We start from the raw sequence: 18345 nt of genomic DNA, 5'->3' as shown, positions 1-18345 counted from the left end.
TACACAGAAAACTGGACGCTGATGATGGTGTAGGAGCCTGCGTGGCGGTAGTGACAGCCAGATGTCGCAGCCTGACACCGATAGAGGAGCACACCACCGACCTGACCGCTGCTGACCTGTGGTCCCGGGGCCTGGCCGCGGGACAGGCCCCGCCCTTGGAGTCCACCATCCGACGGGTCCTGCGGAACCTGGATCCCACAGGCCTCAACACCCGCCTGAGGTCCTGGTTCTGCACGCGTACCGGCACCATCGCCAGCCGCAGAGTGGTCGCGGTGGACGGCAAGACCATGCGCGGCCCCCGCCAGGGGCAGGCGTCGGCGCCTCATCTCCTGCCGGTCCTGGACCACGCCACCGGCACAGTCCTGACCCGGGAGCGAGTGGCGAACAAGTCCAACCAGAGGTCCCCGCCCTACCGGACCTGCTCGAGCCCCTCGACCTGGACGGGGCCGTGGTCACCGCCGACGCCATGCATACCCAGATCGATACCGCCGAGTGGATCACTCAGCGGGGTAGCCACTACCTTCTCACGCCTCTGGGCAACCAGAAGACCCTGCACCGCACTCTCAAAGCCCTGCCGTGGAAGAACGTCCCGTCCACCTCCTCGGTTGACACCGGACATGGGCGGCGGGTGCGACGCACCAGAACCACCACGAACCGCAAGACTCTGAAACAGTTCAGGCCCAGGGGCGGGTTACCGGCCGGTGCCGGCGAAGACCGCCTCGATGAAGGGATCGACCAGCCCGTGGTAGGCCTCCGGGGCGTCCCGCCGCACGCAGTGGCCTACGCCGTCGAGCAGCACCAAACGCACGAGCGGATTGGTCACCTCAGAGGGGTCAGGAGCCATGTCGCCGCGGCGGGGTGCCAGGTAGAGCGTCGGTATCCTCAGCCGGTTGATCGCGCTGACGAGGTCGGCCTCGCCGAGATAGGTGCCCTCGCGGATATAACGGCGGTCGACCCGCCTCTTGCACGCGGCCCAGCCCTCGATCTCGGATTCGCTCCATGAGGTCTCGCGCCTCATCCGTTCCCGCTCGGCCGCGCCGCCGTCGGCGAAGGCGTCCAGGAACCGCTCCTGATGCTCCACGAACCAGGGGGCCGGGGCCCAGTGCCCGGTGGGACGCGCGACGTCCTCCAGGACCAGTGCCCGAACCAGCTCGGGCCAGGCGACGCTCACCCGCAGCGACATGAGCCCTCCCAGGCTGTGCGCCACGACGACCGGCGGCTCCGAGAACAGGGCCAACGTCTTCTCAAGGTCCTCTTGCATAGTCTGCGGCGCCCGGGCCAGCGTCTCGTCGTCCCACCGCGGGGATGCCCCGTGCCCCCGCTGATCGATTGCGAGGACGTGATACCGGGAGGACCAGCGTGCTACAGCGTCAGGCCAGGCGGTAGCCGATTCAGTCAGGCCGTGGACTAAGAGCAGCGGCGGATCCGCCGGAGCACCCCACTCGTGCAGCGCAAGCATCGTCACCTCATCGAGTGTAGGCGAAGGGCGGACGCGACCTGCGAACTCAGCTCTGCTTCATCCCGTCCTCTTTGCCCCGCACCGCAGAGCCGGACTCGTCGTCCGGGACGGCGTCGACCCCGGCCTCCTTGCGCTGCTCGGGCGTGATCGGGGCGGGAGCCTCGGTCAGCGGGTCGAAGCCGCCGCCGGACTTGGGGAAGGCGATGACGTCGCGGATGGAGTCGGCCCTGGTCAGTAGGGAGACGATGCGGTCCCAACCGAAGGCGATGCCGCCGTGCGGCGGGGCGCCGAACTTGAAGGCGTCCAGCAGGAAGCCGAACTTCTCTTGGGCCTCCTGCTCGCCGATCCCCATGACGTTGAAGACGCGCTCCTGGACGTCGCTGCGGTGGATACGGATAGAGCCGCCGCCGATCTCGTTGCCGTTGCACACGATGTCGTAGGCGTAGGCCAGGGCGCCTCCCGGGTCGGTGTCGAAGGTCTCCAGGCACTCTGGTTTGGGCGAGGTGAAGGCGTGGTGGACCGCGGTCCAGGCGGACTTGCCCAGGGCCACGTCGCCGTCGGCGCGGGCCTCGGCGGAGGGCTTGAACAGGGGGGCGTCCACGACCCACACGAAGGACCACTCATCATCGTTGATGAAACCGCAGCGCTTGCCGATCTCCAGGCGGGCGGCGCCCAGCAGGGCGCGAGAGGAGTCCACGGGGCCTGCGGCGAAGAAGATGCAGTCGCCTGGCTCGGCGCCGGCGGCCTGGGCCAGGCCGGCCCGCTCGGCGTCGGTGATGTTCTTGGCGACGGGGCCGCCGAGGGTCCCGTCCTCGGCAACGGTGACGTAGGCCAGGCCCTTGGCTCCGCGCTGCTTGGCCCACTCCTGCCAGGCATCGAAGGTGCGCCGTGACTGGGAGGCTCCTCCGGGCATGACGACGGCGCCCACGTAGGGGTTCTGGAAGACGCGGAAGGTGGTGTCCTTGAAGTACTCGGTCAGGTCCACCAGCTCGCAGCCGAAGCGCAGGTCGGGCTTGTCCGAGCCGTACTTCTCCATCGCGTCGTGGTAGGTCATGCGCGCGATGGGGGTGGGCAGGTCGTAGCCGATGAGCGCCCAGACCTCGCGCAGCACGTCCTCGGCGACGGCGATGACGTCGTCCTGCTCGACGAAGCTCATCTCCACGTCGAGCTGGGTGAACTCCGGCTGGCGGTCGGCGCGGAAGTCCTCGTCGCGGTAGCAGCGGGCGATCTGGTAGTAGCGCTCCATGCCTGCGACCATGAGAAGCTGCTTGAACAGCTGCGGGCTCTGCGGCAGGGCGTACCAGGACCCCGGTGCCAGACGGGCCGGGACGAGGAAGTCGCGGGCTCCTTCCGGGGTGGAGCGGGTCAGGGTCGGCGTCTCGATCTCGACGAAGTCGTGGGAGTCCAGGACCTTGCGGGCGGCCTGGCTGACCTTGGCGCGCAGACGGATGGCGTGCTGCATGGCGCTGCGCCGCAGATCGAGGTAGCGGTAGCGCAGGCGCGCCTCCTCGCCGACCTGTCCGGCGTCCTCGGCGTGGTCGGAGACCTGGAAGGGCAGTGGGGCGGAGGCGTTGAGGATCTCGACGTCGGAGACGACCACCTCGATCTCGCCGGTGGGCAGGTTCGGGTTGGCGTTGCCCTCGGGCCGGGCGCTCACCTCACCGGTGACGGCCAGGACGTACTCGGCGCGCAGGTCGTGGGCGACCTCCTCGCGGATGACGACCTGGGCGATGCCCGAGGCGTCCCGCAGGTCGATGAAGGCCACGCCTCCGTGGTCACGCCGTCGGTCCACCCATCCGGTGAGAGTGACGACCTGGCCGATGTCTGAGGCGCGCAGGGAGCCTGCGTTACGAGTTCGCAGCACGGTGCTGGGTTCCTTCCGTGTGGGGCACTGAACCGGTACCCGTCGGGGCGCACCACGAGACGGGTGGGCGCCGGCGGCAGTTTACAAGGCGCCCGGCGCTCGGGCGTCAGGCGGAGCCGCAGCCGCTGCCCAGCCGCACGGGAAGTGACCGGGAAGTGACCGGGAAGTGACTCAGTCTGGGTCAGGCCACGACCCGACGACGCTGGTAGGCCGCCATTCTGCGCCGGTTGACCGCCACGAGCACCGACAGCACCACGAGGATCATGCTGAGCACGAGGATGGAGGTACCGATGATCGGGAAACCGGCCGGCTCGCCTCCCGGTCCAGCGGCCTGGATGCCGGAGGCGCCCGAACCGTTCGCCCCACCTGTGGCGGCAACCTGGCGCGGCGGTGGCGTCGGTGCCGGCGGAACGGTGGGAGGGGCGGCTCCTCCGATGACGGTGACACCTGAGACGGTGAAGTAGGGACTCTTGTTGGTGTAGTCGGCCGCGTTGCCCTCCTGAGGGCTCATCCCCTGAACCCCGGAGACCCGGAACCGGAGCCAGTGGTTTCCCTGCTCAACATACTCGGGCAGCTCGAAGGACCCGGAGGCCGTGCCGTCCTGCTTGATCGTGATCGTCGTGACCACCTCGGCCTCGGGGGCCTGGGAGGTAACCAGTGCGCCGTCGTCGATGAGCACCTGAACCGTCACACCGCCGGGAAAGCCCGAGACCGTGTACATGATCGTTCCTCCGACGGCGACCGTCGATGGACTGACGGTCGAGGCGGTTCCCGTGGTGGACGGGTCGGTCTTGGTGTCGGCCCTGGCAGCAGGGTTCGTGGAGACCAGCGCTACCAGGGAGGCGAGCAGGACGGAGCAGACGATGACGAGCATGCGCGGTAGCTCGAGGTGCCGGACAAGGGTCCGGCGTCGGGCCCCCGGCGCACGCCGAGCGCACCGGGTGATGAACTGAGTCAACCGGGTCACTTGTTTCTCACCTCCTCCGAGCGGCTGCGCATTCTGCCTCTTTGACGACGCCATTGACGATCTCCTGCTGCTCCCCTTCAGCGCCTGCGCAAGATCCGCAGTCGTCGAAGAACGCGCGGTGCGCGAAGCGGCAGTCCTGAGCGTGCGGCGACCAGCAGGCTGCCTGCGCCGATGACCAGCAGTCCGCCAGCACCTCCCAGGAGCATGTCGTTGGCACTGAGCCCCATGGAGGTGGGAGCGTCCTTGTCCGGGAAGGTCAGCAGCTGAGCCTGCGCCGGGCTTCGAGGATCGAAGGACGCCGAGGTGATCTCCAGCTTCGCCCACCCCAGAAGGCTGTTGTCGCGATCGGCCACCGCCAGCTCGTAGGATCCGGACTCGAATGACGAGATGTCGATGGAGACGCTGTTGGCCTCATCGACCTGCACCCAGCCCTTGGTCGTGGCTCCGGGGAAGACGAAGACCGACACCCACTCCCCCGCCGAGGCCTTGGCCTTGGGGAGCACGAGGTTGACGATGTTGCCCTGGCGCGACCCGGACAGGGAACCGGCGTTGTCCGCACTCAGCTGCGCGGCGCTGGTCACTGGAGGCACGGGGTTGCGGTCGGGACGGGCCGTGCGGTCCTCAGAGGCGCTCGCCTCGGCAGAGGCCTGCACTGGGGGCTCAGGGTCCTGCGAATCGGAGGGGGCGGTGTCATCGTCACGGGCACCGTTCTGAGTCCGAGTCCGGTCGGCTCTGGACTGGGCCGGGGCACCCGCGGGTGAGGAACCCGTCTCAGACGTTCCTGTACCCGAGGCATTCCGGGCCCCACCTCCGTCAGGGCCGTTTCCACCTGCATCGTTACTCGGCCCACCGGTGTCCGACCCAGTGTTGGAAGTGTTTCCCCGACGGCCGGGGGCCGCCCCGTCCGGTGAGGTTGTTGCGTGGTCCGACGTCGGTGCCGGACGGGCCGACTGCGTGGGCTGAGCGGAGGGAGCGGCTGAGGGCCCGGTGGACGGAAGCGGAGACGCAGACGGCTCGGGACCCGGCTCGGTGGAGGGAGTCGGAGAGGGGACAGGAGTCGGGTCGGCCGTCCGGGTGGGCGACGGCGAGGCGGAGGCAGAGGGCTCCGCTGTCGGCTTCCGGGTCGGGGTTGGTGTGGGAACGGCCGTCGGAGTCGGAGCCGGGGTCGGCTCCGGCGCTGCCGGCGCCTCGTAGCTGAAGATGTTGGTAACGCCGCTCTGCGCGGAGCCTATCGGCGAGATCTGGAGGTAGTAGCGGTTCGTCGCAAGATCCGTCCCGGCGTACAGGGAGGACAGGGCGAGCTGGGCACTGAAGGCCCCGTTGCTGAAGGTGACGGGCACCGAGGCCGTCCGTGGAATGACGTAGCCGCTGTAGACGACCAGCTTGACCTCGATCGTCCTGTCGCCGTCGATCGCTGCTCCGTTCTCGCACCAGCCGCTGCCGGAGACTCTGATGCTGTGCTCGGGCTGGTACGCAGGATCACCGTTCCTGGGGTCCGAGCCGTCGGGGTTGAGGACCGTGACGGTCGGCTTCGGCGCACAGGTCTCGTTCGTCGGAGTCGTCGACGGCGTCGGGCCTGCTGATGGAGTCGGTGCAGGGTCCGGTCTGGCGGACTCGGTGGGGGCGGCGGTCGGCGTCGGCTCAGGCGATGATGACGGTGACGGCGTTGGAGACGGCTCCTCACTCGGCTCCTGCGTCGGTTCGGCCGTGGGCTCGGTGGTTGGTTCGGTGGTCGGTTCTGCGGTTGGTTCGGCCGTGGGCTCGCTGGTCGGTTCTGCGGACGGCTCCTGTGTCGGTTCGGTGCCCGGCTCGGGGGTGGGCTCCTGCGTCGGGCCAGTCGTCGGCTCCGAGGTGGGCTCGGGTGTTGGTTCCGGGGACGAGGGGTTGACGACGTCGGGGTCCTGCTTGACGAAGGAGAACATGCCCGTCGTAGCGCTGAACGTCCCGCTGGTGTACGTGAGGCTGAAGAGCCTGGAGCCGACCTCCCAAGCAGCATCACCCGTTGCATCCCGTACGGCCTTGACGAGAAGCTCCGTAGGGACGAACGCGTTCTGCTCTCCGCCCCCAATCTCTGGATCGAGCTCGACCTTGAATCGGGGAATGAGGTAGGAGGACACCGTGCCCCCGTCAATGACGTTGACGGTGACCTTAGGGTCCGACAGCATTCTCCCGCCGTCGTGGCACCAACCGGTCAGGACGGCGTCGATGCCGACTCCGAAACCCGTCTCGTAGACGGGGACCACGTACTCGGGCTTGGACTGTCCCTCGGGGTAGTTCAGGGAGGCAGCAGGATGGCAGTCGGTTGTCGCTCCGGCATCGCTGACGACCTCGTTCCCGGTGAGAAGAGGCATGGCAGCAACACCTGCGGTGCTCATCAGAACACCGCAGGCGGTCAGAACGCCAAGAATCGCGCGTGCGCCGAGCCTGGTGGAGGGGCGGGAAGCAAGCAGCCGCTGAGCGTAGTGCATCAAGTGGTCTCGTTCATGGGCAGGGACAGGTGGACTTACTCATGTGGTCCACAGCCGTTCACTGAGGACAATGAGGAAAGGAACGCACCGATCAACGGATACGACCGCCTTTCGCAAACGATGATAGACGCACTACTCCCCTCTAAGAATCCTCTATCTCCAGAAAACATCGCCTGCGACGTCGATTCCTGATCAAGTATACACAGCAGTAACCCGACAATCGGTCGGACTGAGATCATTCATTTCCGAAATCACTGCGGAAACTCTTGAGTTGGTAACGATAAATCGGGGCGCGTGATCATGCTGTTGCCCAGGTTTCAGTTCCATCACGGTTTTATTGTGGATGCGGCTGGGGCCGTTCAACGCATGATCCGCGTTGAACGGCCCCAGCAGTTGATCGCACCACCCCTCCGACTCAGATCCATCAGGTCCATCAGGCCCGTTAGCCTGAGGCGGACGGTGGCCGATCAGACGCGACGACGTGCACGTACCAGCAGCACCCCGCCAGTCAGAAGGACGACCGCCAGGACGCCGCCTCCCCACGAGGCACCTGTGCTGGCCAGGCCCGTCGTGCCGCTGGCAGCATTGGAACCGGCGGCCGCTACCGCAGCGGCGCCGGGGCCTTGAGTCCCAGTGCTCTCAACACCACGGGCGCTCTGGGCGTCCACAGACGAGCTCGCACTGGGAGCGCTCGCCTCGGTCGTGGGCACAGCGACGGAGCTGCTTGCCGTGGGCTCGGGAGCCGTCGTCGGCGCTGCGACGACGGAGAAGCGCTGCACGTAGTCGTTCTTCGTGCTGCCGTCGCGGCTGCCGCCCTTGTTGACGGCGTAGACATTTCCCCGTCCGTCGTACTCAACGTGGTTGGGGTTGCGGCCGGCGTCGATCGTTTGCTTGATCCTTCCGTCGAGATCGTGGACGGTGATGGTGCCGGCATTGCGGTTGGTGACGTAGACCAACGAGCCGGCCGGGTCCAGCGCCACGTTGAGCGCACCTGAGGAGATGTCCTTACCCTCAGCGTCCTTCAGGCCGGTTGCGGTGACGACCTGGTTGACAACCGTCCCGTCCTTTTCGACGACGACGAGATCCCCAGAGCCCTGGCTGGCGACGTAGATCCGTCCGGTCGCCGCGTTGTAGGCAACGCCCGAGGCGCGTGAGGCACCGGCCGGCAGAGCCACCTCGGTCACGGCGCCGGAGGCGACATCGATGAGTGCGGCCTTGGCGCTGGAGGCCGACACTGTGACCAGGGTCCCTGAGGCCTCGTCGAGGGCCAGGGACATGGGGCTGAAGTCGTCTGCGTCCTGGCCCACGGTGATGTCGGCCAGCTGGGTGTTGGTCGACGTGTCGAACACCGCGATCTTGTTGGAGCGGGCGCTGCTGACGTAGGCGCGGTCCCGCGCGGCGTCGATGATGACGTCGCGGCTGTGGGACACGATGTCCTTGTCGAACTGCTTGACGAGTGCGAGCGTGTCGGCGTCGTAGACGGCCACGGTGCTCTGCCGGGTGTTGGTGACCCAGACGGTGCCGTGCTCGTCGTCAACGGCCACTCCGTAGACGGCGTAGCGGGCTCCTTCGAGCGGCTTGCCGTCTCGACCCGTTGCCGTCGGGTCCACCTCGGGAACGACGTGCTTCTGGTAGGCGAGCGTGTCGGCGTCGAGCTTGATCAGCGAGGACTGCGTGACGGGTGGACGACCCACGGCCGAGGTCACGTACAGGGAGTTCCTGCTCGGCGAGTAGGCGGTCTGATAGAGGCCGGGCGCGATGGAGGACTCGACGCCGGTGACGCTTCCGGGCTCACCGGTGGTTCCGGGCACCGGGGTCACCGGGGCGTTGACGTCGATTCCGGAGGCGTCGGCCTGGGCGTCCGCAGCGGCGACGGGTGTTGACGACGTTTTGCTTGCCGCAGTGGCCGTAGAACTCACCGTGGGTCCCGGGGTCTCGTCGGCAGCGTGGGCGGCACTCCCAATGAGGCCGGTCAGGCTCAGCACGGCTGCGGAGGCGAGCGCCCCGGCTCGCGTCAGACGCGACCGACGCGGATGAGAGGACGTGGGCGATGCGGTGGGATCGGATAGAGGGGGGTGAGGGTGACGACGGTCCATAAGTACCTCCGTGAGCTAGCCCGGAACCACGTCCGGGACGATCGGGGACGGGCGCGCTGCACTGCGCCCGGTCACCGGCCACCAACTTAGGTGAACCTAAGCGACAATCGCGACGTTATCATTATTTATTTCGTGTTCAGTGCGATGACACTCACCTTGACAGGCTCCGCTGTGGTCCCATCACAGCTTAGGACGAATGTCCTGTTCATGAGCATCGAGCCCCCGGGACAGCCCATGACGCCACCAGGCGTAGTCGTGGCCACCGCGCTCCTCGCGGTACTCGATCAGAGCCCCCTCGGCCGCAAGAAGCTCCGCAAACGCGTGCGCACCCTGCCGCAGAACGCCCTCATGCACCCCGCACTGAACCACCAGCCGCGCCGACAGCGGTTCAGACGGCTCCTGACCGGCCCGGCGGCGCAGCCACGCCAGAAGCGCCCCCTCGCCCTCGCCTCGCAGCCCCGACCCCAGCCAGAAGGACGCCGACTGGGCAATGGCTCGGCCGGCGATATGGGGCCGGTGCAGGGCAAGATCCGCTGCCGCCACGCCACCCAGCGACTGACCGGCCACCACCACCCTTTGGGGACTCCACCGCGGCCGGTCACTCTGAGCCGCCTCAATGCACCGGGTCAGCAGCTCCCTGCTGCGGTGCGGATCCCCCAGGTCACGCGCACGCATGGCCAGGTCCCCGGAGTCGATGAGCAGCAGGTCCCAAAGAGCCGCCCGGGCGCCAAGCCGGCGCACGACGTCGTGACGACGCCAGATCTCACCGTCGAGCAGAACCAGCAACCCGCGCTCTCCGCCCTGCTCCTCCCCTGCCCCGGCTCCCGGACTTCCGGCGACGGAGCTCCTCCGCCACAGAGTGACCCGCCGCGGGACGTCGCCGGAGGCATCGAAGCCATCGAGCGCCACCCCACCGAGCTCAACACCGCACCCATAGCCTCCGTCGCCGGTTACCGCACCGCTCTCAGGCCGTGCCACCGCCCACTCCCGGTGGGTGAGCGCCCCCGGCCCCTCCCACAGGGTGGAGACGAATCCGAATCCGTCGTGCAGGCGATGCGGACTGAAGGCATCGGGACACCCTCGGGCATGAACCTGCTTCCAGCACTCCCGCCGGGCCCCGGCGTCATCGGGCAACGGGTCACGAGTCACAACGATCCGGTAGCCCACAAGGCCGTCCTCCGGCAGCAGGACGTGAAGCGCCCACCAGCGGGTCGAGGGAACCCGGGTGGCGAGCGCCGGCGCGATATGGGTGCGATGGTTGTCCGTCAGCGTGTTGAGATGGATGAGAACGCTGGGACTGGGGCCGTGCTGCCGGTCGTCCTGCCACAGGAAGGTCGCCTCACGCATCGCGACGCCGTCAACGAGGCGGGTCCGCCCCAGTACCGGGGTGCCGCTGGCCGCTGCGGCCGACAGGGCGTCGTCGTCGGGCCGCTGCGGCCACCAGGACGGAGTCACACGAAGCAGACCGCCCTCCGGTGCCACCGGGGTCGGCGTCAGCTCTCGCCACCGGACTTCTCGGGCTGGAGCGTCATCAGGACCTGTAGCGCTCACACCGGCGAGCCTACCGGCCTCTCACCCATCTCTGTCTCAGCACCGCCCGCACGAGATGAGCCGGCGATAAGTAATGAACTTGCATTCTTCCGGGCAGTGTGGCGTAGGGTGCTGCGCATGACGCGCATCGCTCTGACAACCACCACCGCCCCCGGCGCACGGGCGCTCGCGGTCATGTGTGGCATGCGAATGTGCTGTTGTTGTCGGCCTTGTTGATCTCCCGCCCAGTGTGCCGTTGTCACCTGGTATCGCGATGATGCCTCGGTAGAGGCCGACAGCCCTGGAGTTCCTGCGGCGCAGGATCGGGGATCACGATCCGGAAGTCTGCGCCAGAGAGCGTGCCGCGGGTCCTGCACGACTGTTTCTCAGGCCCCGTGCCTCCGAGTGACCTGAATGCTCGGCTAAGAGCCCATCGCCCGTGTTCGGCCGCTCCCACGGACCATTGCCGTACCAGCATCCTGTCCTCATTTCCTCTCCCTCCCTTTTATAGGAGACACCATGTCGAAGACCGTTCCCTCGCCCTCCTCCGACTCATCCTCGTCAGATTCCGGCACCCCTGAGAAGGACGAGGTCACTGCCGAGAACGCGGCGCAGATTCTTGCCGCGGACGATGATGACCCGAGCACTACGGACACTGAGACCCCTCGCCGCAGTGGGCCGTCCAGACGCACGCTGCTGACGGTCGGCGGTCTGGCCGCCGCCGCGGTGGTCGGCGCCGGTGCGTACCTGACGATCAGGCGCACCAACCAAGGGGTGATCGGGGCCCATGAGGCACTACCGCTGGTGATCGGCGGCGACATCTGCGCCGCGCCGCTGTACGCCGCCTACCACCAGGGCTTCTTCGACGACGCGGGGCTGAAGGTGACGCTCGCGCGCACCCAGCAGACCGAGGACACCAAGGACGGCGTCGGTGCGGGCAAGTACATCGGCGCTCCGGGAATCTTCTTCTCCTGGCTGGAGCCGATCTACAACGGGCTCAATGCCAGGCTTACCGCGGGTCTTCACGCCGGCTGCCTGCGTCTGGTGGTGAACAACGACGCCCCTTATCAGAGCCTGGCCGACCTCAAAGGAACCACGATCGGCGTTCCGTCGCTGTCGTCATCGGCCTTCGCCTACTTCGCGATCGGACTGTCCGAGGCCGGCATCAACGTCAACCCGGACGGAGGCGACATCACCTGGCGCACGGTCGACGCCGACTCCCTGGGGACCGCCCTGGCCGATGGTCAGGTGGACGCCATCATGGGCTCTGATCCCGCACCACTGCTCCCCGTCTTCAATGGCACGGCCCGAGAGCTGGCCAACAACGACGCCGAGGAGTTCTGCTGCTCGGTGGCCCTCAACGGCGACTTCGTCAAGAAGCAGCCCAAGGAGGCCAAGGCCCTGACGGAGGCGTGGATGAAGGGCTCGGCCTACGTGCCGGACCACATCGAGGAGATCGCCAAGCTCGAGGTCGACAACGACTACGTCGCCGCGGACCAGGACGTCGTCGTCCGGGTGCTCAAGACCTACGGGTTCAAGGCCTCGGCGTCCAGGTTCCGCGCCGCGATCGAGCCGGGCATCGAGAAGTTCAAGGGAACCGGCTTCATTCAGTCCGACGTCTCCGCCCAGAGGCTGACGGACGCAGTCATCGCCGATCTCGGCATCAAGGACTGATCGAGAATGCCTACCGACGTCACGCCCACGGCCGTAACAGCCGCGCACTCCGACGACAACCGTCGCAAACCGGGATCCTCGCCGGCCGTGCGCAAGGAACCAGCACGTCATCGCACCTCTCCGACATCGCTCTGGAGCACGACGGCCCTGTTGCTGTGGCTGGTCTATCTGGTCATCGTCGTCGCCCTCCCAGACGCGGACCTGCTCCGGCGGGCATCAACCACGCCGGTACTCGTCCTCGCCGGCGCCTGGCTGATCGCGCTGCTGGGGTGGGTGGCGGCGGCCCGGAGCCTGCCGGCGTCGTCGGCGGCCAGGTCATTGGCGCACTTCCTGCCCTGGATCAACGCCGCCGGCGTGTGGTTCATTGTCTGGCAGCTGACGACCTCCAAGCTCGGGCTGCTCACACCCCCGTACTTCGCCGCCCCGGAGGTGCTCATCGCCTCCTTCGCCGGCGACTGGAGGCTGCTGCTCAGCTGCCTGGGCGCCTCCGCGCTGCTCTTCGTCATCGGGTACTCGGTGGGGTCGCTACTGGGGTTCCTCACGGGCCTGCTCATGGGCTGGTCGAGGCGCGCCGACTACTGGCTCCACCCGCTCCTGCAGACCATCGGGCCTGTTCCCGCGGCCTCGCTCCTTCCACTGGCGTTGCTGCTGCTTCCGACGACGTACGCCTCCGCGGCCTTCATCGTCGGCTTCGGCGCCTGGTTCCCCATGGCCACCATGACTCGTGCGGGTGTTCGCTCAGTGCGCCGCGACTATATCGACATGGCCCGCACGCTGGGAGCCGATGAGCTCTTCCTCATCAGGCGGGTGGCCGTGCCCTCGGCCCTGCCGGACATGCTCACCGGATTGTTCACGGGTCTGGGAACCTCGCTCGCCGCCCTGATGACGGCCGAGCTGACCGGCGTCGACAAGGGCCTGGCCTGGTACATCAACTGGGTCAAGGGGTGGGCCGACTATCCCAGGATGTACGTGGGACTCATCATCCTGGTGGCCTTCTGCCGCACGCTCATGGTGCTGCTGTTCAAGATCCGCTCCTCGCTGCTGGCATGGCAGCAGAACCTTGTGAGGTGGTGACCGATGCCTACCGGTTCCGCAACAGTCGAGAGCGTTCCACAGGCTCCGGACCCGACCGTCCCCCGCGGTGCGCGGGTCGAGCTCCAGGGCGTCTCGCACCGCTACCCCCTGTCCCGCGACCTGGATCATGGCTGGCTCCACTTCCTGCTTCGACGCGTGTCTCCCGCTGCGAGGGCGCGCTATGAGGCCGAGGCGGCCAAGCCGGACCAGCTCCCCGTGCTCGACGACATCGACCTGACAGTCTCCCCCGGTGAGTTCGTCTCCTTGGTCGGGCCCTCCGGCTGCGGCAAGTCAACGATCCTGCGACTGCTGGCCGGGCTGGAGCAACCGGTCGAGGGCAGCGTGGAGGTCGACTCCAAGCCCGTGACCGGCCCGTCACCGCTGCGTGCCCTGGCCTTCCAGGACGCCACGCTCCTTCCCTGGAGGACGGTGCGCGACAACGTCGCCCTGGGCCCCGAGGCGAGAGACCGCCTGGAGCGCGACCAGCGCCGGGTGGAGGCAGCCCTGCAGGTCGTGGGACTACGGGACTTCGCCGAGGCCTACCCCTCCACCCTCTCGGGCGGCATGGCCCAGCGGGCCTCGCTCGCCCGGGCCCTGGTCAACCGGCCCCGGCTGTTCCTCCTGGACGAGCCCCTGGGCAAGCTCGACGCGCTGACCCGCCTCCAGCTCCAGGACGAGATCATCAAGCTCTGGGAGTCCCAGCGCTTCACCGCCATCCTGGTCACCCACGACGTCGACGAGGCCCTGCGCCTGTCCAACCGGGTCATCGTCCTGTCCGAGCGGCCTGCGCACATCGTCGCCGACATCGAGGTGCCCGCTCACGACGATTCGGCCGACGAGCACCGTGAGCTGCGGCGACGGATTCTCGCTCTCCTGGGCCGCTGAGCGAGTCGCGAGACGGACCTCACCTGTGATCCGGCCCGTGAGGGGGAGGCATGCTGCTGATCCTCCCGTAGCCTGGGTGCAGGAGCGATCCGTGCCCTGTTGACCCCGTTCGGGTCCTGCAGCACCTGATGTGCGGCAAGAGCATCCCGTGAGTCTGTGCGTGTTAGCCCATGAGTCATTCGGCCAGTCCGGATGCGGGCGAGTGTGGTGGGCCAGGTACGGCAAAGAGCGGAGGACAAAAGGTCCTCCCCCACACTCCGCCGCAGTCCCCATTCACTTCAAGGGGACAGATATGGGAAAACTTCATGACTCACTCCAGCAGTACTGCACCCGGTACCTCAGACGACGCTCAGGGCAGCGAGAGCAGCGGTCCGCTCAGCCTCGACGCCCTCTTCTCCGCCGAGCTCTCCGGCGGTCAGGCGGCCCAGGAGACTGTCGCCGCGCCGCACCACTCCGACGACGCCGCATCCTCTCCCGAGGACTTCGCCACCCCCGCCTCCTCAGACTCCCCGGAGGACCCTGAGGACGTCGACCACGAGGACGAGGCCGACGACGTCGACCGGGACCGCCCCGAGGCCGACCCGGAGGACGAGGTTGACGACTCCGATGAGGACGACGGTGTCGACGTCGATGAGGACGAGGTTGACGGTCACACCCCCTTCATCGACTCCGACGCTGACTCCGGTGACCGCCAGCAGGACGACCGCGAGGGCACCACCACGCCGAAGGACAAGCACCAGGCGCCAGAGGACCGGCAGGACGACGAGATCACCTTCGCCGACCTGGGACTTCCCGGTGACCTGCTCAAGGCCGTCACCGACATGGGCTTCGTGACCCCGACCGCCATCCAGAAGGAGGCGATCCCGGTCTTGCTCGCCGGCCGTGACGTCGTCGGCGTCGCCCAGACCGGAACCGGTAAGACGGCGGCCTTCGGGCTGCCGCTCCTGGACGCCGTCGACTCGCGCGACAGCGTGGTCCAGGCCCTTGTCCTGGCCCCCACCCGCGAGCTCGCCCTCCAGAGCGCCGAGGCCATCACCGATATGGCCGCCCGCTCCCGGGGCCTGGACGTGGTGGCCGTCTACGGGGGCGCCCCCTACGGCCCCCAGATCGGTGCGCTCAAGGGCGGCGCCCAGGTCGTTGTCGGTACCCCCGGACGCGTCATCGACCTCATCGACAAGGGCGCTCTTCAGCTCGATGACGTGCGCTACTTCGTCCTGGACGAGGCCGATGAGATGCTGCGCATGGGCTTCGCCGAGGACGTCGAGACGATCGCGGAGTCTCTTCCCACCGAGCGTCGCACCGCCCTGTTCTCCGCGACGATGCCTCCGGCCATCCAGGCCGTGGCGCGTCAGCACCTTCACGAGCCCGTCCAGGTCGAGGTCTCGCGGCCGGCGTCCACCGTCGCCACCGTGCACCAGACCTACGCGGTGGTTCCCTTCCGCCACAAGATCGGCGCCGTCTCCCGCGTCCTGGCCGTCACCGACGCCGAGGCCGCCATCGTCTTCGTGCGAACCAAGTCCACGGCCGAGGACGTGGCTATCGAGCTGGCCGGCCGAGGCATCCAGGCCGCCGCGATCTCCGGTGACGTCCCCCAGCGTGAGCGCGAGCGCCTGGTCGAGCGTCTACGCGCCGGCACCCTCGACGTGCTGGTGGCAACCGACGTGGCTGCCCGAGGGCTGGACGTGGACCGTATCGGACTGGTCGTCAACTTCGACGTGCCCCGCGAGGCCGAGGCCTACGTGCACCGCATCGGTCGTACAGGGCGCGCCGGCCGCCACGGTGAGGCCGTCACCTTCCTGACTCCCAAGGAGAAGGGCAAGCTCCGCCAGATCGAGCGCCTCACCGGCAGCCGGCTGGAGGAGATCACCCTGCCCTCCCCCGCCGATGTCTCCGAGCACCGGGCGCGCAAGCTGCTGTCCAAGGCCGCTGCCCGCCACGAGCGCGGCCGCCTGGACATGTACCTGCCGCTGGTGAGTAGCTCCGCCCGGGAGCTGGACATCGACGTCGAGGAGCTGGCGGCCACGCTGCTGGCCCTGGCCGTAGGTGATGAGGGACCGCGCAGGCGGGAGGACCGCGACCGCGGCGAGCGTCCCCAGCGTGCGCGCCGGGAGGAGAACCTGGACTCCGAGGGGACCTTCCTGTCGGCCTCCTTCGAGGGCGGACGCGAGAAGAACCGTCGCTCCGACCGTGGGGACCGAGGCGAAGGACGCCGTTCGGCCGCGCGCTCCGGGCGCCGCGAGCACGAGGGTCCCGGGACCGTGTACCGGATCGAGGTGGGCCACCGCGACCGGGTCCTTCCCGGCGCGATCGTTGGCGCCCTGGCCAACGAGGGCGGCATTGAGGGCTCCGACATCGGCAAGATCGATATCCTCCAGTCCTTCTCACTGGTGACGATCTATGCCGACCTGAGCCCCGAGCAGCTCTCCGTCATGGGGCGGGCGACCTTCGCCGGTCGCGAACTGCGGATCCGCCCCGACGAGGGCCCGGGCCACGGCTGGTCCGGCCCCAACGGCGGGGAGCGTCGCCCCAAGCGGCGCGACTGGGAGGACCGCGGTGAGCGCGGCGAGAGGTCGGGACGGTCGGACCGCGGATTCCGGCCCCGCCATGACGACCGCCGCGATGACGGTGACCGTGGTTGGAGGGACCGTGACGGACGCGGTGGCAGAGGCGGCTATGACCGTTCGGATCGCGGCGATCGCCGTGACAACCGCCGGTGGGACGACCGCCGCGGCGACCGCGACGGCTTCCGGGGTCGGCGTGAGGACCGGGGCGACCGTGGAAACAGCCGCGGCTATGGCGACCGTAACCAGAACCGCTTTGGCGGTAACCGGGGTGATCACCGAGGCGGCTTCCGAGGAGGACGCGGCGATCGCTGAGCACCTGAAAGCTCATTGACCTGGTAGGGGTGGCAGCGCACGCTGCCACCCCTACCAGCATCCCGGGCGAGACGATCAGCACCCCGGAAGGGTTCCTCGCATACTGTGACTGCATGAGACTCAGACATGCCATCCTCGGGCTGCTGTCCCATGCCCCGCAGAGCGGCTACGACCTCAACCGGGCGTTCAACAGCTCGATCGTCTACTTCTGGTACGCCGACCAGTCCCAGGTCTATCGCACCCTCGACCGCCTTGAGGCCGATGGCGCAATATCGACACAGGTCATTCCTCAGAGCGGGCGACCGGATCGACGAGTGCACAGCCTGACGGAGTCGGGCCGCGCCGAGCTCGATGCCTGGCTGGCGAGCCCGCTCGAGCCCCAAACGGATAAGGATCCTCTGCTGGCGCGCGTCTTCTTCGCCGCCCGCCTGGGCCATGAGAAGGTCGATGAGATCCTCACCGAGGCCGAGGAGAGGTTCCGCGATGAACTTGAGGCCCTGGAGGCGATCGACATCGACGTGGTGGATCTCGACACCGCCATGAAGGCCGCAGTCCTCCGTTTCGGGATCGACGGCACGAAGACCCAACTGGAGTGGGTCGCCCGGACCCGGCGGGCCGTTGCCGCCGACGCCGCCAGGACGCGACCTGATAGCCCTGAGAAGGACGAAACCGCTGATGGGGAGTCCCGCTGAGAGAGGTCACCAACTATCCATACTTGCAACGTCCACTAGTTGCATTGCATAGTATGACCATGGCATGCACACCTCGCCCCAGCGGCGCCGCTGCCGCAAGCTCCGCCATCCGTCTCGTCATTTTCAGCATCGTCGCTCTCAGCTCCGGCTGGATCGGACTCCTCGTCAACAACGCCCGCGGCGACCCCCACTCCATGGCCTCACTGGGTAGCCTCATCTGGATCATGACGCCGCTCCTGACCGGTGCCGTCATGGCTCTGAGCGACCCGTCGCTGCGCCGTTCCTACGCCGCTTCGTGGCTACCGGGCAGGCTGCGGGCCTATGGCGTGGCACTCGCCGTCTTCCCGCTGTCCTTCGCCCTCACCATCGCCATCGGTTGGGCCGCGGGATGGCTGACCCCCGCCGGACTAGGAGCATTCGGAGGCGCGGTGGCCGCAGGCTTGCCGGGGATCGTGCTCAAGAACGTCGCTGAGGAGGGCGCCTGGCGCGGCTACCTGACGCCCGCGCTCATTGGCCGACAGCTGCCCGACCCCTGGGTCTGGCTCATCGTCGGAATGATCTGGAGCCTGTGGCACCTCCCCTACTACTTCTGGTTCCTGGACGAGGCGCTCCTCCGCTCGGTCTTAGACGTCCCCCCGATGGTGGGCATCATTCCCAACGCCATCGTCCTGGCGGCGGGCCTGGGGTTGTGGGCCCGCCGCACCGGCCGGCTCCGCCGTCGGCCTCGGTGATCCTTCCGGCCGCTGGACGGGGACCGGCT

The 18345-nt window shown here is 68.0% G+C and carries 12 protein-coding genes and 1 pseudogene; 7 read left to right on the top strand and 6 right to left on the bottom strand.

Annotated elements, in window-relative coordinates; translation table 11 throughout:
* Positions 1-118: 118 nt before the first annotated feature.
* A pseudogene (locus EL340_RS15785) lies at positions 119-763 on the top strand (transposase); the annotation flags it as partial.
* On the opposite strand, the gene EL340_RS03430 reads toward EL340_RS15785, so the two are convergent.
* The 6 genes from EL340_RS03430 to EL340_RS03405 all read right to left on the bottom strand — a co-directional run bounded on the left by EL340_RS03430 (position 692) and on the right by EL340_RS03405 (position 10309).
* Positions 692-1459 carry an alpha/beta fold hydrolase gene (locus tag EL340_RS03430; RefSeq protein ID WP_126415293.1) on the bottom strand — a complete coding sequence of 256 codons (768 nt, stop codon included), beginning with the start codon at positions 1457-1459 and terminating at the stop codon, positions 692-694. The pseudogene EL340_RS15785 and the gene EL340_RS03430 sit on opposite strands and share 72 nt — an antisense overlap.
* A 46-nt stretch (positions 1460-1505) precedes the next feature.
* Positions 1506-3323: an aspartate--tRNA ligase gene (gene aspS, locus EL340_RS03425; protein WP_126413422.1), complete on the bottom strand. Its 1818-nt coding sequence runs from the start codon at positions 3321-3323 to the stop codon at positions 1506-1508.
* Positions 3324-3504: 181 nt separating this feature from the next.
* A complete protein-coding gene (locus EL340_RS03420; RefSeq protein ID WP_126413421.1) occupies positions 3505-4197 on the bottom strand; it encodes a DNA-directed RNA polymerase II in 693 nt (230 codons plus the stop codon).
* A gap of 170 nt (positions 4198-4367) precedes the next feature.
* Complete coding sequence (locus tag EL340_RS14870) at positions 4368-6665, bottom strand: hypothetical protein (protein WP_309340590.1); 2298 nt, start codon at positions 6663-6665, stop codon at positions 4368-4370.
* Positions 6666-7225: 560 nt separating this feature from the next.
* Positions 7226-8743, bottom strand: coding sequence for a Vgb family protein (locus EL340_RS03410; RefSeq protein WP_126413420.1), 1518 nt, complete (start codon positions 8741-8743; stop codon positions 7226-7228).
* Between the two features lie 291 nt (positions 8744-9034).
* On the bottom strand, positions 9035-10309 hold the full coding sequence (locus tag EL340_RS03405) for an enterochelin esterase domain-containing protein (RefSeq protein ID WP_309340592.1): 1275 nt from the start codon (positions 10307-10309) through the stop codon (positions 9035-9037).
* A gap of 594 nt (positions 10310-10903) precedes the next feature.
* Here EL340_RS03405 and EL340_RS03400 point away from each other — a divergent pair.
* The 6 genes from EL340_RS03400 (at position 10904) to EL340_RS03375 (ending at position 18316) form a co-directional block, all read left to right on the top strand.
* Entirely contained in the window at positions 10904-12058 is a 1155-nt protein-coding gene (locus EL340_RS03400) for an ABC transporter substrate-binding protein (protein ID WP_126413419.1), read from the top strand.
* 6 nt (positions 12059-12064) lie between these two features.
* The gene (locus EL340_RS03395; RefSeq protein WP_126413418.1) at positions 12065-13132 is read left to right on the top strand and encodes an ABC transporter permease; all 1068 of its coding nucleotides are present in this window, start codon (positions 12065-12067) and stop codon (positions 13130-13132) included.
* Positions 13133-13135: 3 nt separating this feature from the next.
* Entirely contained in the window at positions 13136-14017 is an 882-nt protein-coding gene (locus EL340_RS03390) for an ABC transporter ATP-binding protein (protein ID WP_126413417.1), read from the top strand.
* Positions 14018-14322: 305 nt separating this feature from the next.
* Positions 14323-16893: a DEAD/DEAH box helicase gene (locus EL340_RS03385; RefSeq protein WP_126413416.1), complete on the top strand. Its 2571-nt coding sequence runs from the start codon at positions 14323-14325 to the stop codon at positions 16891-16893.
* A gap of 113 nt (positions 16894-17006) precedes the next feature.
* On the top strand, positions 17007-17585 hold the full coding sequence (locus tag EL340_RS03380; protein ID WP_126413415.1) for a PadR family transcriptional regulator: 579 nt from the start codon (positions 17007-17009) through the stop codon (positions 17583-17585).
* Between the two features lie 59 nt (positions 17586-17644).
* Positions 17645-18316 (top strand): CPBP family glutamic-type intramembrane protease, encoded by a 672-nt coding sequence (locus EL340_RS03375; RefSeq protein ID WP_126413414.1) that lies wholly within the window; start codon positions 17645-17647, stop codon positions 18314-18316.
* Positions 18317-18345 lie beyond the last annotated feature (29 nt).

This window comes from Actinomyces viscosus (assembly GCF_900637975.1).
Lineage (GTDB): Bacteria > Actinomycetota > Actinomycetes > Actinomycetales > Actinomycetaceae > Actinomyces > Actinomyces viscosus.
Note: the sequence above shows the minus strand (reverse complement) of the source record. Positions and strands in the feature narration are given on the sequence as shown.

Bases quoted from the DNA above. Each gene is read 5' to 3' on its own strand.
- EL340_RS03385 (WP_126413416.1), top strand. From the start codon at position 14,323: ATGACTCACTCCAGCAGTACTGCACCCGGTACCTCAGACGACGCTCAG.
- EL340_RS03420 (WP_126413421.1), bottom strand. From the start codon at position 4,197: ATGCTCGTCATCGTCTGCTCCGTCCTGCTCGCCTCCCTGGTAGCGCTG.
- EL340_RS03380 (WP_126413415.1), top strand. From the start codon at position 17,007: ATGAGACTCAGACATGCCATCCTCGGGCTGCTGTCCCATGCCCCGCAG.
- EL340_RS03400 (WP_126413419.1), top strand. From the start codon at position 10,904: ATGTCGAAGACCGTTCCCTCGCCCTCCTCCGACTCATCCTCGTCAGAT.
- EL340_RS03395 (WP_126413418.1), top strand. From the start codon at position 12,065: ATGCCTACCGACGTCACGCCCACGGCCGTAACAGCCGCGCACTCCGAC.
- EL340_RS03430 (WP_126415293.1), bottom strand. From the start codon at position 1,459: ATGCTTGCGCTGCACGAGTGGGGTGCTCCGGCGGATCCGCCGCTGCTC.
- EL340_RS03390 (WP_126413417.1), top strand. From the start codon at position 13,136: ATGCCTACCGGTTCCGCAACAGTCGAGAGCGTTCCACAGGCTCCGGAC.
- EL340_RS14870 (WP_309340590.1), bottom strand. From the start codon at position 6,665: ATGAGCACCGCAGGTGTTGCTGCCATGCCTCTTCTCACCGGGAACGAG.
- EL340_RS03375 (WP_126413414.1), top strand. From the start codon at position 17,645: ATGGCATGCACACCTCGCCCCAGCGGCGCCGCTGCCGCAAGCTCCGCC.